The following is a 15,384-nucleotide window of genomic DNA, read 5'->3' on the forward strand; positions in this document are numbered from 1 at the left end:
GCAGGGCTCCTATCCCTTCATCTTGGGGAAGATGTCGCGCGGGATGCGCACGTGGCAGCCCTGCTTGCCGTCGACCACCTGGGTGACCCCGAAGTCCGAGGCCACGCTCATCAGCGAATAGGCGTCGTTCTTGGACAGGCCGACGTGATCGCTGAGCAGGGTCAGCATGTTCAGCGAGGCGTCCCGCATGGCGACGTTCAGGTCCTCGTCGAAGCCGTGGACGATCCACCACTTGGGGGTCTCCAGCAGCGGTCCGGGCGAGACGAAGTCCTTGCGCAGCACGATCTGCATCAGGACATTCAGCGAACTCTCGATGGCCGTGCCCGAGATCTCGCCGTCGCCCTGGCTGACGTGCGGATCGCCGATCGAGAACAGCCCGCCCTCGACCTGCACGGGGTAGTACATCGTCGCCCCCGCCCCGATCCGCCAGTTGTCGATATTGCCGCCGTGGGCGCCGGGCGGAATGGTGCTGACCCGGCCGTCGACGGCGGGCGCCACCCCGGCGGTGCCCAGGTGCGGACGGGCCGCGACGCGCACCCCGCCCAGGGCCGGCTGGCGGTCGCACTCCGGACAGTTCGTGATCGTCCCGGGGATCAGGTACTTGCCTTCGAAATCGTAGGCGTACAGGGCGCTGGCGGTGTTGGTGTTCTGATCCAGCTCGTAGATCGTCACCCGCTCCTTCTCGCCGAACTCCTTGTAGAGATAGCCCCAGTTGGCCGCGAGGTTGGAGCCGTAGTTGTTGCGCGGGACCATGCGCAGGTAGCGCACCTCCAGCACGTCGCCGGGCTTGGCGTCCTCCACGTAGATCGGGCCGGTCATGATGTGGACGCCGGGATTGCGGTCGTCCTCGGGGACCTCGGTGAAGATGCGGGTGACCGCCTCGTCCATCATCAGGTCCGGGGCGTCGCCGGCGTGGTGGGTGATCGCCTCGGCGCTGACGAGGTCGCCGCTCTTGATGCGCAGGGCCGGTCTGATGGACGGATCGAAGTAGCCCCAGTGCACGGTCTTGGGCGTGGCGAGCAGCGTGTGCAGGGCGCCGGGCATCACGTCGGGACGGGTCTGGCCGGGTTCGCAGATGAAGGGCATCGGTCTTCGATCCTCAGGCGGCGGCGAGCGTGAACGAGGTCATGCTCAGCGAGCCGTGCTCGATATGGTCGGGGGCGAAGCTGGCCACGTCGCCCGGCAGGCGCGCGCCCAGCACATAGAGCAGCGGCCAGTAGTGGTCGGGGGTCGGCACCGACTTGGCGGCGTCCTGGCCCTGCGAGGCGAAGTTCACCGCCCGCTCGGGCGCGTCGTCGACGACGGCCTGCTTGATGTAGTCGTTGAACCGCTGGGACCAGTCGTAGGGCGCGCAGTGGCGCTCGCCCCAGTTCATGGCCGGCAGGTTGTGGACGATGTTGCCGGTGCCCACGATCAGCACGCCCTCGTCGCGAAGAGGGGCCAGACGCTTGGCCAGCTCGAAGTGCCATTCCGGCGGCTTGGTGGCGTCCATCGACAGCTGCACCACCGGCACGTCGGCGTCCGGGTAGGCCTTGCTCAGCACCGACCAGGTCCCGTGGTCCAGGCCCCAGGCCTGCTGGTCCAGCGTCACCGGCTGGGGCGCCAGGAGCTCCTTCACCCGCGCCGCCAGCTCGGGCGAACCAGGGGCCGGATACTGCACGTCGAACAGCGCCTGCGGGAACGAGGCCCCGAAGTCGTGGATGGTGCGCGGGGTGGTCATGGCGGTGACGCCTACCCCTTGCGTCAGCCAGTGGGCCGAGACGCAGAGGATGGCCTTGGGCTTGCCGAACGCCTCGCCCATCGCCTTCCAGGTCTTGGTGGTGTCGTTGGTCTCCAGCGCGATCATCGGGCTGCCGTGACCGAAGAAGACGACGGGCATCCGGCTCATGCGGCAGCTCCTTTGCTCATGGCCGCCCAGGCCTTCTGGTAGCGGGGGGTGAGCCAGCGGTTGAACTGCACCTGCGCCCCCTCCTGCCAGGAGTAGCGGCCGCGCACCGCGAACCGCGAGCGCAGGCCCACTTGGACCAGTTCGTCAACATGCATGTCCTGGGCGATGATCTTGCCCGCCGAGGTCATGATCATCTCCAGCCGCTCGTCGAAGCCGGGGGTCTCGGTGGCGCCGGGGGCCACAAGGATGCCGGTGTCCTGCTCCATGGTTTCGGGCCCCGTGGGCCTCAGGATCAGGTAGATGACCATGTCGCTGGTCATCACCAGCGACAGCGTGGGCGGAATGTTGGCGAAGGTGGCGCGGTTGCGGTCCACGTCGGTCAGCTTGGGGAAGATCGGCAGGACCGCCTTCTGGGTGGGATTGAAGCTGGCGTCGGCATGGGTCGTGCCGTTGTAGCGCAGGAAGCCGGCGTCGCCCTCGGCCGCCTCCGGGAAGCTGCACAGCTCGCTGGGGATGAAGTCGTGCAGCGGGCCGCGATGCAGCTTGTTGGCGTGGTAGCCGTCGTTGTTGTTCTCGAACATCACCTTCCAGTTCCAGGCGAACTGGCCGGTCATCGGCGGGGTCAGGCCCTCGGCGTTCGACAGGTCGTAGTTGGCGATGGCGTCCTCGACGGCCGTCAGGCGCGGGGCCAGGGGCGGCGCGTCGGCGTCGAAATTGATGAAGATGAAGCCCAGCCAGACCTCGACCTTGAAGGCCGGCAGCTTGATGGCCTTCTTGTTGAAGTCACAGGTGCGCTCCATGGCCGGGGCGTTCACCAGGTCGCCGTTCAGCGAATAGACCCAGTGGTGATAGGGGCAGACGAAGCCGCGGGTGTTGCCCCGCCCCTCGGCCACCAGCATGGCGCGGTGCTGGCACACGGCCGACATCGCCTTGATCTCGTCGGAGCGGTTCCTGGTGACGATGATCGGCTCGCCAATGATCGTGGTGGTGAAGTAGTCGCCCTGCTCCTTCACCCAGTCGGTGCGGCCCACGCACAGCCATTCGTGATTGAACAGCGCCTCCTTCTCGAAGTCGTAGAAGGCCGCGTCGGTGTAGCAGGCGGGCGGCAGGGTCTCGGCCGCGTCGACGTCGAGCATCGAGCGCGACAGGCCGTCGAAGAAGGCGTCATTCAGGTGAGAGCTTGGCAGATGGGATGCGGGCGTGAGGCCCATGGCGCATGCGCTCCTTCGAGAGATCGATACGAAGGCTAGGCGCGGCGCGCCCACCGGTCTTGCACCAGCGCGCACGATAACTTGGCCGTCGCCCGATGCGCGGGCGGTGTCGCCGGGTTCTCGGGCGGAAATGAGCAAAAGACGCGCAAGCTTGCGGCGCCGGGCGACTTTGCAGGACGCGCACGCAAAGCGGTCGGGCGCGTACAGGCAAGACGCGCCTTAAGAGCGGGCTTAGGTTCAGTTCCAGACAGCTTCCAAAGGACCGCGCCCGTGGACATGACGCTCGCCGACGACCTGACGATCTCGGAACTGAAGCCCGGCTTCGGGGCGCGGATCCACGACATCGACCTGCCGTCCGCCTCGGACGCGGAGATCGACAAGGTGGTGTCCGCCTTCCATCGCCACGGCGCGATCGTCGTGCCGGGCCAGGACATGACGCCGGACAACCTGATGCGTTTCATCGGCCGGTTCGGCGATCCCGAGGATCACACCCAGACCCGCTTCACCCTGCCCGGTTATCCGAAGATCTTCATCCTCAGCAACCGGGTCGTGGACGGCAAGCCGATCGGCGCCCACAACGATGGCGTCGGCTGGCACACCGACTACAGCTACAAGCCCGAGCCGGTGATGCTGACCATGCTCTATGCGGTGGAAGTGCCCGACGAGGGCTCCGACACCCTGCTGGCCGACGGCTGCGCCGCCTGGAACGCCCTGTCGCCGGAAAAGCAGGCCGAGCTGCTGCCGCTGAGCCTGCACCACAGCTACAAGCACTTCATGGCCACCCGTCAGTTCGGCCAGCAGCAGAACCTGTCGCCCGAGCTGGAGGCCGCCAATCCCGACGTCGAGCACCCGCTGATCCGCACTCATCCAGCCGACGGCCGCAAGGCGCTGTGGCCCTCGACCGGCACGGTGACCGAGGTGATCGGCAAACCCGGCCCCGAGGGCCTGGCCCTGATCGACGAGCTGGTCGAGTTCATGACCAGCGAGCCGTTCGTCTATCGCCACAAGTGGGCCAAGGGCGACCTGCTGATGTGGGACAATCGCTGCACCCTGCACACCGGCACGCTGTACGACGACACCAAGTACTTCCGGACCATGCACCGGCTGTGGGTGAAGGGCGACAAGCCTTACTAGTTCACAAGGATTGTCATCCCGGACGAGCGCGCAGCGCGAAGATCCGGGACCGACGCCTGAGCGCCGAGCTTCCGGCGGTCCCGGATCTGCGCTTCGCTTGTCCGGGATGACAAAGTTAGTGACGAGTTGGAACGACACATGACCAAGACCTGGCTGATCACCGGCGTGTCCGGCGGGCTCGGGCGCGAGATCGCCCTGGCGGCCCTGGCGCGCGGCGACCTCGTGTTCGGCACGGTGCGCAAGACAGCTGACGCCGACGCCTTCGAGCTGCTGGGCGGCCACGCCCTGGTGCTGGACGTCACCGACGAGGCGGCCGTGAAGGAAGGCGTGTTCCAGGCCGAGGCGGTGGCCGGCCGGATCGACATCCTGGTCAACAACGCCGGTTACGGCCTGGTCGGGGCGGTGGAGGAAGCCTCGCTCGACGAGGTCCGCGCCCAGTTCGAGACCAATGTCATCGGCCCGCTGGCCATGCTGAAGGCCGTGCTGCCGGCCATGCGCGCCCGCCGCGCCGGGCGGATCATCAACGTCACCTCGGTCTCGGGCCTGGCGGTCTGGGCCGGCACCGGCGTCTACTGCGCCAGCAAGTGGGCGCTGGAGGGCCTGACCCAGACCCTGGCCGCCGAGGTCGCCGAACTGGGGATCAAGGTGACCAACGTCGCCCCGGGCGGCCTGCGCACCAGCTTCTCCACCGGCTCCAAGGCCATCGTCGCCTCCAAGATCGCCGACTATGACGGCCTGGCCCGCGACGCCGAACGGATCATGGCCGACCACGCCGGCCACGAGCCGGGCGACCCGGTCAAGGCCGCCCAGGCCATCCTGACCATGGCCGACGCCGACGCCCCGCCCCTGCACCTGCTGCTGGGCGAGGACGCGCTGAAATACGCCGGCTACGCCGCGGCCGGCCTGGCGGCCGACATCGACGTCTGGAAAGACATCACCCTGTCGATCGGCTTCAAATGAGCCGTGAAATCCTCGTCCTTCGACAAGCTCAGGATGAGGATTTCAACTGAAACAGCCTTCGCATTCGCCCTCATCCTGAGCCTGTCGAAGGAATCCTGAGCCTGTCGAAGGACGAGGGCGCCCCAACAGACGCCGCCAAGGACTCCTCATGACCAACACCCTGATCTTCGTCGACCTGGCCTCGGAAGACCCGGACGCCGCCGGCAACTTCTACGCCGAGGTGTTCGGCTGGGAGAACGACGCCCGGCCCAGGGGCGAGTACCACCGCATGGTGCCCGGCGGCTTCTTCAAGAAGAGCGACGGGACCGACAGCGAGATCGGCAACCTGCACCTGGGGATCTTCAAGGCCGCCAACGCCCGCCCCCACCCCGAGCCAGCCGGCGTCGAACCGCGCGGCTTGTCGACACAAGGCCGCAAGCCGCGCATCTGGGTGCTGATCAGCGACGACGACAGCGCCGACCGCATCCTGGGCACGGCGGCGAAGCTGGGCGCCGAGCTGCTGTGGCGCGACCACTACTGGGCCGAGTTCAACGGCTACAACCACGCCTTCCGCGATCCGTGGGGGAACGAGATAGTGCTGTGGGGCAAGGCCGGTCAGAACCCGGAAGTTCCGGCGAGCTTCACGCGGGAGTAGGGTTTCATCGACTTGTTAGGCCCTCCCCCTGTGGGGGAGGTGTCGGCGTAGCCGACGGAGGGGGGAGTGATCGGGCGTCCTCCGCCCTATCCCCCCACCGGCCTTCGGCCGCCTCCCCCACAGGGGGAGGGCCTTAGGGCGCTAGCGCCCCCACGAACCCCTTGGCGCAATACCAGCCGCCCTGGAACGGCGCCGCGACCGGATCCTCCGGCGGCCCCGCCAGCACCTCCCCGGCCCAATCCTCGGCGTTATCCTTCGGCGCGTAGCCCAGGAACGCCACGTCCGAATTATCCCAGAAACTCCGCGTGTTGGCCGAGACTCCGTACACGGTCGCATAGCCGAAATCGGGGGCCTCGATCCCGCAGCGCACCAGCTCGACCATGTCGCGCGGGCTGATCCAGACCGCCAGCTGCCGAACGTCCGACGGCCGGTCGCGATAGGCGCCGATCCGCAAGGACAGCACCTGCAGGCCGAACTTGTCGGCGTACATCCGGCCCATGGCCTCGCCGAACACCTTGCTGACGCCGTAGTAGCTGTCGGGGCGCGGGACCATCGTCTCCGCCGTCGGCGTGTCGCGGCGATGGAAGCCTGCCGCGTGGTGCGACGAGGCGAACAGCACGCGCCTCACCCCCGCCAGCCGGGCCGCTTCGAACAGGTTGTGGACCCCGACGATGTTGGCCGGCAGCACCTGCTCCCATGCGTTGGCCTCCGGCTCGACCGGCACGCCGGCCATTTGGACGACAGTGTCGATCCCGGCCATGGCGGCGACCAGGGATGGGGTGTCGAGCAGGTCGGCGTGGGCGATCTCCTCGCCCGGCCCCGCCGGCGCCATCGACGCGATGTCGGCCAGTCGCATCAGGCCGTAGCAGCCGGCCAAGCCCTGGCGGATCGCCGAGCCGATGCCGCCGGCCGCGCCGAGCAGGAGGATGCGATGGTCGCCTAGCTTCATCTCCCCCTCCGTATGCTGTCATCCCGGACGAGCGCGCAGCGCGAAGATCCGGGACCGACGCGTGAGCTCGGCGCTTCCGGCGGTCCCGGATCGACGCCCGGCTTCGCCGGGCTTGTCCGGGATGACAATTTGAGTGGTGTTCAAACCGGCTTGTCGCCCGCCACCGTCACCCGGTAGCCCGTGCGGGTGTCCGGGAAATAGTCCCAGATCGCCTGGTGCCAGGTGCAGCGGTTGTCCCAGAAGGCCACCGAGTTCTTCTTCCAGCGGAAGCGCACCTGGAAGTCCGGGTTCTGGGCGTGCTGATAGAGGAAGCCCAGGATCGCCGTGCTCTCGGCCTTCGACACGCCCATGATCCGCGTGGTGTAGGACGGATTGACGAACAGGCTCTTCCTGCCGCTGACCGGATGGGTGCGGACGATCGGGTGGACCGAGCAATTGTATTTGCGGTCGATGTCCGGGAAGATCGCCTTGTAGACCGGATTGGCGTCGTGCTCGGCCGACAGCCCTTCCAGATAGGCCTTCATCCTGTCCGACAGGGTCTCGTAGGCCGCGTACATGCTGGCGAAGCAGGTGTCGCCGCCGTCGTCGGGCAGGACCTTCATGTAGAGGATGCTGCCCAGGGGCGGCTCGGGATCGCAGGTCAGGTCCGAGTGCCAGTTCTCGCCGGCCACGAACTTGGAGTCGGCGTCGGCGTGGATGGCCACGATCTCCGGGTGCTCGGGCAGGCCCGGCACGCCCGAGTGGATGGCCAGGTTCCCGAACTTGCGGCCGAACTCCTTGTGGGCGTCGTGGGTCATCTCCTGGTCGCGGAAGAAGATCACCTGGTACTGGGTCAGGGCCTGGTGCACCTCCTCGAACTGACGGTTCGTCAAAGGCTTGCCCAGGTCGACGCCGAAGATCTCCGCGCCGATCCGGCGGGTCATCGGCTTCACGTCGAGGACGTCGTAGGTCATGTGAAACCGCTCCCCCTAAGCGTTGAGAAAGCCGCCGCGCACGTAGACGAGCGGGCTCTTGGTTTCGTCGACCACGACGCGCAGGACGCGGCCGACCAGGATTTCGTGATCGCCGCCGTCATGGGCGGCGTGCAGGTCGCATTCCACCGAGGCGACGGCGCCGGCCAGCAGCGGATGGCCGCAGACGCCGGACTCCACCGCGGTCAGGGCGAAGCGGTCGTCGGCCCCGCTCTTGGCGAAGCGATAGGCCAGGTCGCCCTGGTCGCCGGCCAGGATGTTGACGCAGAAGCTCTTGGCCTGACCCAGCGCCGCCAGGGTGCGGCTGTCGCGCTTGAGGCAGACCATGACCAGCGGCGGGTCCATCGACACCGAGCTGAAGGCGCTGACCGTGGTGCCGACCAGCCGGCCGTCGTGGCAGACGGTGACCACGGTCACCCCCGCCGCGAAGCTGCCCATGGCCTTGCGGAAGTCGTGCGGCTCGGGCGCGAGCTCCCTTACAGCTGCCGCCATCTCACTCGTTCCCGAACGGGTTGTCGGGATAGACCGCCGAGGCCGGGCGCTTGGCGCTCTCGTCAGGGCTGGCCCGGCCGCAGACCGCCAGGGCGGTCAGGGCGTAGACCAGGGCGCTGTCGACCAGGTCCTGCGGGGTCGGCCGCCAGCGGCGGAAGCCGGTGGTGATGGCCGGGATGCGGTGCATGTTGAACACGTTCTGGTCGCGCCACATGCTGGAATAGACCGGGTTGGCCAAGGCCACGGGATGACCCAGGCTCAGCTTGGTGGCGTCGTCGACGGCGGCGACCAGCGGGGCCACCTCGCGGGCGTCGGCCTCGAAGCCGTGGCGCACCACCACCGGCTCGATGTCGATCCGGCCCAGGCCGTTCTCGCGGACCATGGCCTCCAGCGAATGCTGGACCTCGGCCACCTTCTGCTTCGGGGTCAGTCCCACCTCGAGATAGAGGTTCACCAGCTCGGTGCCCGCGCCGAAGGCGAACGGGATGCCACCGCGGATCGAGCCGATCTGCGACTTGGGCTGGGCCACGCCGCCGACGCTCTCGTAGCGATTGGCCTTCTCGTATTCACCGCTCCAGGCGTGGATGGCGTCGGTCAGCTTGCCGATCTTGTAGATCGGATTGGGGTGCTTGGACGCCGTCTCCGGATGCTCCAGCAGCGGGGTGAACACCCCCTCCCCCCACACCTGGAAGCGGAACACCGCATAGCCGCAGCCCACCCAGGTCAGGCCGAAGTCGCAGCCCTCGGCGGCGATGGCGTAGTCGGGCGCGACCCCGCCGTGGTGGAACAGGTAGTGGGCTCCGATGTCCTTGCCCATGTAGGCGACCCCGCGGTGCTCCTCGATCGGCTCCGGGCCGATCTCGCCGGGACAGGCGGTCAGGTACATCTTGCCGGCCAACTCGTAGCCGGCCTTCTTCAGCGCCTTGGCGGCGATCATGAAGCAGCTCATCGGGCCCCGATCGTTGGCGATCGGGTAGCCGTACAGCTTGCCGTCCTCCAGCCAGCACTTCTCCCATTCGGGATTGGCCATGGTCTCGGGGCCGTACTTGTAGGCGTCCAGGTCAGGGTTCCAGGTCGGCGCCTCGGTGTCGAGGTGGGCGGTGAACAGCAGGTTCTTGCCGACACCCTTGCCGCCGTGGGTGCCGATGATGTTCGGACGCTCGGGCGTCGCCCCGACCTTGCGCGGCGAGAAGCCCTCGCGCGCCATCCAGTCGTAGACGTAGTTGGCGACCTCCAGCTCCTTGCCCGACGGCGCGGGAATGTTGCCCAGGGTCAGGGCCAGCTCGACGATCTCGTCCTGGCTGATGGCGGCGGCGATCGCGGCGCGATCCTCGTCGGTGACCGTGTAGGGAGCCGAGGCTCCCATCGGGGGAAATCCGTCGGCCATACTCAAGCAGCCCCTTTCCAGGCGTCGGCGATCGCGGCCGTATCGGTCAGGATCGCGCTGTTCAGCTCCATCACCTTCAGCGACGCGGCATGGACGTCCGCCTCGTAGGCGGCGCAGGCGTCGGCGGCGACGAACACGTGGTAGTCCAGGTCGAAGGCGTCGCGGACGGTGCTGTCGACGCAGCACTCGGTCGTCAGTCCGGCCACCACCAGGGTGTCGACGCCCATCCTGGTCAGCTGGATGTCGAGATCGGTGCCGACGAACCCGCTGTAACGGGTCTTGGGCACCACCAACTCGCCCGACAGCGGCTTGGGACCGTAGAACTCCGAACCCACCTGCCCGGCCCGGCACAGGGCCGCGTCGACGTCGGGGTCGCCGCCGCGCCGGCGCATGCGCTCGTTCCAGGCGGCGGAGTCGGTCTCGGGCGTGGTCGCCAGGCCGACGAACACCACCGGCACGCCGGCCGCGCGGGCGTCGGCGACCAGCTTTTCAGCGGCGGCCAGGGCGGGCTCGACCACGCTCATGTCGATGAACGCGCCCAGCGCCCCGTCCGGCGAGGCGAAGTCGACCTGCATGTCGATCACCAGCACCGCCGTCCGCTCCGGCTTGATCCAGTCGACCAGGCTCACGAATAGACCGCCCGCAGGCCCGGCAGGATGTCGGCGCCGAACATGGTCAGGCCCTCGACGTAGTCGGGGAAGATCAGCATCAGCCCGTCCAGCTCGCAGTAGGTGACGAACTCCTCGATCTGCTCGGCGCAGGTGGACGGCGAGCCGACGACGGTGTGGGTCATGAACGCGCCCTGCTGCTTGGCGACGGTGTCCAGCTTCTCGGCCGGCACGCCCCAGCTGGCCAGCATGGCCAGGATCGCGCCCATGTCGGCGCCGTCCTTGTAGTGCTCGACCATGGCCGCGGCCTTGGCGTCGGTGCCGCCGTGGACGACCGTGCACATGGCGTAGGTCTTGATCGACTTGCCCATGCTCTCGGCCACCTTCTTGGCCCGCAGCGAGGCGTCGCGACGCTCGTCGGGCGTGCGCCCACCGATGAAGCAGACGTCGGCCTCGCGCACCGAGAACTGGAAGCCGCGGTCGGACATGCCGGCGCAGACGATCTCGGGACGCGGCTTGGCCAGCGGCTTGGGCTTGGACTGGCAGTCCTTCATCGTGAAGAACTTGCCGTCGAAATCGACGCTGTCCTCGGCCCACAGGCGCTTGACGATCGTCGTCCATTCCTCGGTCAGGGCGTAGCGGTCGTCGTGGGACAGGCTGTCGTCCCAGGCGCCCATCTGGTCGAACTCGCCCTTGTAGGCGCCGGCCACGATGTTCAGCCCCGCCCGGCCGCCGCTGATGTGGTCCAAAGTGGAAATTAGCTTGGCGGCCACGGCCGGGTTCTGCAGCAGCGGATGGATGGTGGCCCAGATGCGGACGTTCTTGGTGGCCTCGGCGATGCCGGCCATCATCGTGACGGACTCCAGGGCGGTGCCCCAGTGGTCGGTCTCGCCGCCGAAGCCGCGGAACTTGCCCATGGACATCACGAAGTCCATGCCGACCTGATCGGCGGTGACCGCCGCGGCCTTGTTCTGCTGGTAGAGGCCGTCGAGGACGGGGGTGGTCTTGGAGATGATCCAGCCGCCGTTGGCGACGGGCAGGAACACCCCGAAGTCCTTGTGCTTGGATGGGCTGTGGAACATGGCGGCTCCTCCTCTACGCGGCGTCTTGAAGCATACTGGGGACCGGTTCGGCGACCGGCTCGACGTGGATGGCCTTGCGCGGCGGCCGCATGAACAGCGCCGCGATGAAGATTACGCCGATCACCACCGCGAACACCTGGAAAGTCGGGGCGAAGCCGCCGAGGCGGTCGCGCATCACGCCGCCGATCACCGGGCCGAGCGCCGAGACCGCGCCCACCAGGCAGACCAGCGAGAAGATCTCCAGGTTGTTCTTGCGGCCATAGTAGTTGAGCAGAAGGATGCTGATCGCCAGCACCGTCATGCCGAACCCGACGCCGACGCCGATGGAAAACAGCATCATCAACGGCCAGGTCGTGGCGTGGGTCAGGGCCAGCAGGCCGACGGCCATCATCCCCTGGGCGCCGGCCAGCAGCCAGCGCGGGTCGATCCGGTCGCCCACCAGCCCGCCGCCCATCCGGGCCACCACCTGCATCAGGCTTTCGAAGCTGATGACGCTGACCGCCACGGCCGAGACCACGCCCAGTTCGCTGAAGTGGGTCGGGGCCAGGCTGACCGCGGTGACGCCGCCCAGCAGGTGGGCGAAATAGGCCGCCAGGATCACCCAGAACTGCGGGGTGGCCACGGCCTCCTTCACGGTCCAGTCGGTGGTGGTGCGGTAGACCTTGGCGTTGACCGGCGCGGTCTGGGCCTCTTCGGCCACGGCCTTGTCGGTCTCGACGGCCGCGGCGGCCAGCCAGGCGCGACCACCGACCAGGGCCGCGCACAGGGCGCCGACCACGACCGAAGCGACGGCCTGGGCCGCCCAGTAGGGCCGCCAGGCGCCGCCCGCCATCTGCATGCCGGCCAGGGCGATCCAGGGTCCGGCGACCCCGCCCAGCGAGCCGATCGTGAAATAGATCCCGAACGGCAGGGCCCGCTTCTTGAACAGCATCGACAGCACGTGGGTGCCGGGGATCAGGGCCATCATCTGGTAGCCCACGCCCAGCAGGGCCGTGCCCACCAGATAGACCGGCAGGCCCCGGGCGACGGTCAGGCAGGAAAAGCCCGCCACCATCACCGCCGAGCCGGCGACGATCGTCAGCCGCACGCCCAGCCTGCGGATCAGGATGGCCGGCAGCCACGACGAGCCGCCGCAGAACGCGCCCAGCAGGGTGAAGCCCAGGAACGCGGGACCGAAGCCCCAGCCCAGCTCCTTGATCATCGCCGGCAGGACGATCCCCAGCGACGAGAAGGTCGAAGCGGTAATCAGGAACAGCAGCAGGCTCAGCGCGCCGAGCAGCAGCCAGGATCTCCACGGGATCGTCGACGACATGGGGGCCTCCATGTTTAAGCGAAGTCCCGCGCTCCGTTCCCGGGGCACGGGACGGTGGGAACTAGAACTTGCGCGACAGGGTCACGCGCCACTCGCGACCCTTGCTGGGCAGCGCGCCGAGGTTGGCGTAGCTGTCGGCGTCGGGCGTGAAGTAGAGCTTGTCGAACAGGTTATCGATGTTGGCGGTCACCGTGTACGGCCCATACTCGTAGTAGGCCGAGGCGTTGGCGACGTAGTAGGCCGGGTAGGTCACCGCGTTCTGCACGGTGCCCGCGGTCTTGGTCACGTGGGTGACGCCCACCGTGCCGCCGACCTTGCCCCAGGTGTAGTCGTCGCTGGTGTAGGCGCCGTACAGGCTGACCACCGATTTCGGGATCAAGGTGTAGTCGTAGTCGCCCGCGCGGCCCGGCAGGCTGTTGAACGCCCAGACCACATAGGTGCCGCCGAACGCCTGCGAACCCGGGACGCCGGCGGTGTAGGCCGGGATGTACTGGAACGAGGTGTCCGGGCCCTTGACCGTGGTGTGCTGGCTGTTGCCCGAGAAGGTGAAGCTGAAGTTCTCGCTGGCCAGCCAGCGGACTTCCAGCTCCACGCCCTTGGCGCGGGTGCCCGTCGGGGTGCCGGTGATGCCGGTCAGCTGGGTGCGGTTCTGGCGGTAGCCGGCCAGCGAGCCGACCAGCGTGCCCTTCAGCCACTGGAACTTCACCCCGGCCTCGGCCAGGTCGCTGTCCGACAGCCAGGCGTCGCTGGCGTCGGCCACCAGACTGGCGGCCACGTCGCCGGCCTGGCTCATTTCAAGCGCCGAGGCCTTGGCGTAGGTGATGTAGGGCATCAGCCCGCCCGGAACCTTGTAGGTGGCGCTGGCGGTGTAGGTGAACTTGTCCTTGCCCGCCTTCTGCTCGCCCGCGACCTGGTAGCTGAGCACGCCGGTGTCGTGCGACTTGACGTCGTAGTCGTCCCAGCGGCCGCCCAGCATCAGGTTCAGCTTCTCGGCGATCATGACGTCGGTCATGAAGAACACGCCCTTCTGCCGCCAGTCGGACTTGTTGTCGTTTTCCCAAGCGAGCCCGAGCACCCCAGCGCCCGTCTCGGTCGAGAACGGGCTGTCGATGATGTCGGTGGGCGTGGCGCCGAAGCTGATGTCGCGGCGGTCCAGGGCGATCACGCCGCTGTTGTAGCTCTCGCGCCGGCGGCCCGAGAAGTCGCGGTACGAGGCGCCGATGAACGACTTGGCCGTGACCGCGCCGTCGGCGAACGTGTTGGCGAAGTCGTAGGTGACGCGTCCTTCCCAGACCGAGCTGTCGAACCAGGCCGGATAGCCGTACGAGACGAATCGTTTGTTCTCCTGGTCGTCGTAGAAGAACTGCGCCTTGATGTTGCTGTCGGACGACAGGGCCTTGGCCAGGTCGAAATAGAAGGTGTTGGTGTCGGTCTCCGAGAAGTCGGCCGGGCTGATATAGACCGTGCGCGGCGACAGCTTGGTCGTGCCGACGCCGGCGTCCAGGATGTGGGCGGCGTTGGTGTTGTAGAAGCCGTAGTACGGGATGTAGAGCGGGTTGAACGCCGGGTCGTAGTAGTACGGGTTGGCGTTGTTGCCGCTGATCTCGTTCAGCGTCATGCGGCCGTTGCCGTCGCTGTCGATCAGGGTGGTGTCGCGGCCGGTGGTGTAGGTCCCGTTGTCGATCAGGCTCTGGGTCAGGCGGTTCCAGCCGGGCGTCTGTACGTCGCCGTCCGAGTGGTACTTCATGCCGCCGATCGCGGTGGTCCAGCCGTTGCCCAGGTCGAAGTCGGCCGAGATCTCGCCGGTCTGGCGACGCGGATAGATGCCCTTGTAGAAGCTGTGGCTGTCCTCGACCTCGCCGTAGGCATAGACGCCGCCGGTCACCGGACCGATGTTCACCGGCAGGCCGAGCTGGGCGGTGGCGTTCTTGCGGTTGTAGGAGCCGTAGGTGGCGGTGACCTCGCCGGTCGGCTCGCTGAGATAGCCGCCCTCGTTCTTGCCCGACTTCGGAATGAAGTTGAGCATGCCGCCCACCTTGCCCGAGCCGTAGATCGGGGTCGGCGGACCGCGCACGATCTGGATCTGGTCGGCCGCGCCGATCGGGGTGGAATAGGTGCCGCGGTTCTCGATGCGCTTGAAGCCCCGGAAATAATTCTCGGCCAGGGTGCCGCGAATGTTCAGCGCGCCGGGCACGCCGTAGAAGCTGGCGGTGTAGGTGCCGGGCGAGACGGCGGTCAGGCCGTCGATCGTCTCGATGCCGTAGCGCTGCAGGGTGGTGTCGCTGACGAAGCTGGCCGAGCGCGGCGTCTCCAGCAGCGGCTTGTCGATGCCGAACACCGTGTTGTTTGGCCGGGTCTCGATCAGACCCGCCTTGTCGCGCGCCTTGACCACGATCTCGTCGACGGCGGTCGAAGCGTCGGCCGGATCGGCTGCCGGCGCATCGGCGGCGAAGGCGTGACCAGGCGACGCGGCGACGGACAGAGCGAGCAGAACAGCGACGGAAGATCCCGCCATCAAAAGCCGTTGGTTCGACATGACGTCCTCGTTCGAGGCCGTCGCGCCCATCACCCGCGGTGATTATCCCCAGGACGACGCCTCTTGAGAACCAGCATCACCCAGCCGCCGCCGGTCGGTGGGATCGACATCTGACATTTTGAACGAAATGTCGTCGCCGCTCGCTTCTTGCTCAGTCGAGGGGCCGTTTCGCACGGCGAAGGTCAAGAAACTTGATCCACCGCGCACAAGGAGCCGCCAA

14 protein-coding genes and 1 pseudogene are annotated in these 15,384 nt (G+C 67.6%); 3 read left to right on the forward strand and 12 right to left on the reverse strand.

Annotated features, from left to right (window positions below; all coding sequences use genetic code 11):
• Window positions 1-9: 9 nt before the first annotated feature.
• The 3 genes from AC1DYP_RS18450 to AC1DYP_RS18460 are packed head-to-tail and all read right to left on the reverse strand — an operon-like array spanning window position 10 to window position 3,099.
• A complete protein-coding gene (locus tag AC1DYP_RS18450) occupies window positions 10-1,086 on the reverse strand; it encodes an acetamidase/formamidase family protein (protein ID WP_477047555.1) in 1,077 nt (358 codons plus the stop codon).
• Between the two features lie 13 nt (window positions 1,087-1,099).
• On the reverse strand, window positions 1,100-1,888 hold the full coding sequence (gene ygiD, locus AC1DYP_RS18455) for a 4,5-DOPA-extradiol-dioxygenase (protein ID WP_477047556.1): 789 nt from the start codon (window positions 1,886-1,888) through the stop codon (window positions 1,100-1,102).
• Complete coding sequence (locus AC1DYP_RS18460; protein ID WP_477047557.1) at window positions 1,885-3,099, reverse strand: aromatic ring-hydroxylating oxygenase subunit alpha; 1,215 nt, start codon at window positions 3,097-3,099, stop codon at window positions 1,885-1,887. Before AC1DYP_RS18460 ends, ygiD begins: the two co-directional genes overlap by 4 nt.
• A gap of 276 nt (window positions 3,100-3,375) precedes the next feature.
• Between AC1DYP_RS18460 and AC1DYP_RS18465 the strand changes: the two genes are divergently transcribed.
• A complete protein-coding gene (locus tag AC1DYP_RS18465) occupies window positions 3,376-4,233 on the forward strand; it encodes a TauD/TfdA dioxygenase family protein (protein WP_477035790.1) in 858 nt (285 codons plus the stop codon).
• Between the two features lie 138 nt (window positions 4,234-4,371).
• Complete coding sequence (locus tag AC1DYP_RS18470; protein ID WP_477047558.1) at window positions 4,372-5,193, forward strand: oxidoreductase; 822 nt, start codon at window positions 4,372-4,374, stop codon at window positions 5,191-5,193.
• Window positions 5,194-5,202: 9 nt separating this feature from the next.
• Here the strand turns inward: AC1DYP_RS18470 and AC1DYP_RS18475 are convergent.
• Window positions 5,203-5,309: pseudogene (locus AC1DYP_RS18475) on the reverse strand (hypothetical protein); the annotation flags it as partial.
• 32 nt (window positions 5,310-5,341) lie between these two features.
• Here AC1DYP_RS18475 and AC1DYP_RS18480 point away from each other — a divergent pair.
• Window positions 5,342-5,827, forward strand: a complete 486-nt coding sequence (locus AC1DYP_RS18480; protein ID WP_477047559.1) for a VOC family protein — start codon at window positions 5,342-5,344, stop codon at window positions 5,825-5,827.
• 133 nt (window positions 5,828-5,960) lie between these two features.
• On the opposite strand, the gene AC1DYP_RS18485 is transcribed toward AC1DYP_RS18480, so the two are convergent.
• The 8 genes from AC1DYP_RS18485 to AC1DYP_RS18520 all read right to left on the reverse strand — a co-directional run bounded on the left by AC1DYP_RS18485 (window position 5,961) and on the right by AC1DYP_RS18520 (window position 15,164).
• Window positions 5,961-6,776 carry an NAD-dependent epimerase/dehydratase family protein gene (locus AC1DYP_RS18485; protein WP_477047560.1) on the reverse strand — a complete coding sequence of 272 codons (816 nt, stop codon included), beginning with the start codon at window positions 6,774-6,776 and terminating at the stop codon, window positions 5,961-5,963.
• Between the two features lie 140 nt (window positions 6,777-6,916).
• On the reverse strand, window positions 6,917-7,729 hold the full coding sequence (locus tag AC1DYP_RS18490) for a TauD/TfdA dioxygenase family protein (protein ID WP_477047561.1): 813 nt from the start codon (window positions 7,727-7,729) through the stop codon (window positions 6,917-6,919).
• A 15-nt stretch (window positions 7,730-7,744) separates the two neighbouring features.
• Window positions 7,745-8,239: a flavin reductase family protein gene (locus AC1DYP_RS18495; RefSeq protein ID WP_477035754.1), complete on the reverse strand. Its 495-nt coding sequence runs from the start codon at window positions 8,237-8,239 to the stop codon at window positions 7,745-7,747.
• Between the two features lies 1 nt (window position 8,240).
• Window positions 8,241-9,605 (reverse strand): zinc-binding metallopeptidase family protein, encoded by a 1,365-nt coding sequence (locus AC1DYP_RS18500; RefSeq protein ID WP_477047562.1) that lies wholly within the window; start codon window positions 9,603-9,605, stop codon window positions 8,241-8,243.
• A gap of 23 nt (window positions 9,606-9,628) precedes the next feature.
• Window positions 9,629-10,255, reverse strand: a complete 627-nt coding sequence (locus AC1DYP_RS18505) for a cysteine hydrolase family protein (protein WP_477047563.1) — start codon at window positions 10,253-10,255, stop codon at window positions 9,629-9,631.
• Window positions 10,252-11,316, reverse strand: a complete 1,065-nt coding sequence (locus tag AC1DYP_RS18510; protein WP_477047564.1) for an LLM class flavin-dependent oxidoreductase — start codon at window positions 11,314-11,316, stop codon at window positions 10,252-10,254. Before AC1DYP_RS18510 ends, AC1DYP_RS18505 begins: the two co-directional genes overlap by 4 nt.
• 13 nt (window positions 11,317-11,329) lie before the next feature.
• Window positions 11,330-12,628 carry an MFS transporter gene (locus AC1DYP_RS18515; protein WP_477047565.1) on the reverse strand — a complete coding sequence of 433 codons (1,299 nt, stop codon included), beginning with the start codon at window positions 12,626-12,628 and terminating at the stop codon, window positions 11,330-11,332.
• Window positions 12,629-12,689: 61 nt separating this feature from the next.
• Complete coding sequence (locus AC1DYP_RS18520) at window positions 12,690-15,164, reverse strand: TonB-dependent siderophore receptor (protein WP_477047566.1); 2,475 nt, start codon at window positions 15,162-15,164, stop codon at window positions 12,690-12,692.
• Window positions 15,165-15,384 lie beyond the last annotated feature (220 nt).

Source organism: Caulobacter sp. P1_D6, from assembly GCF_056406095.1.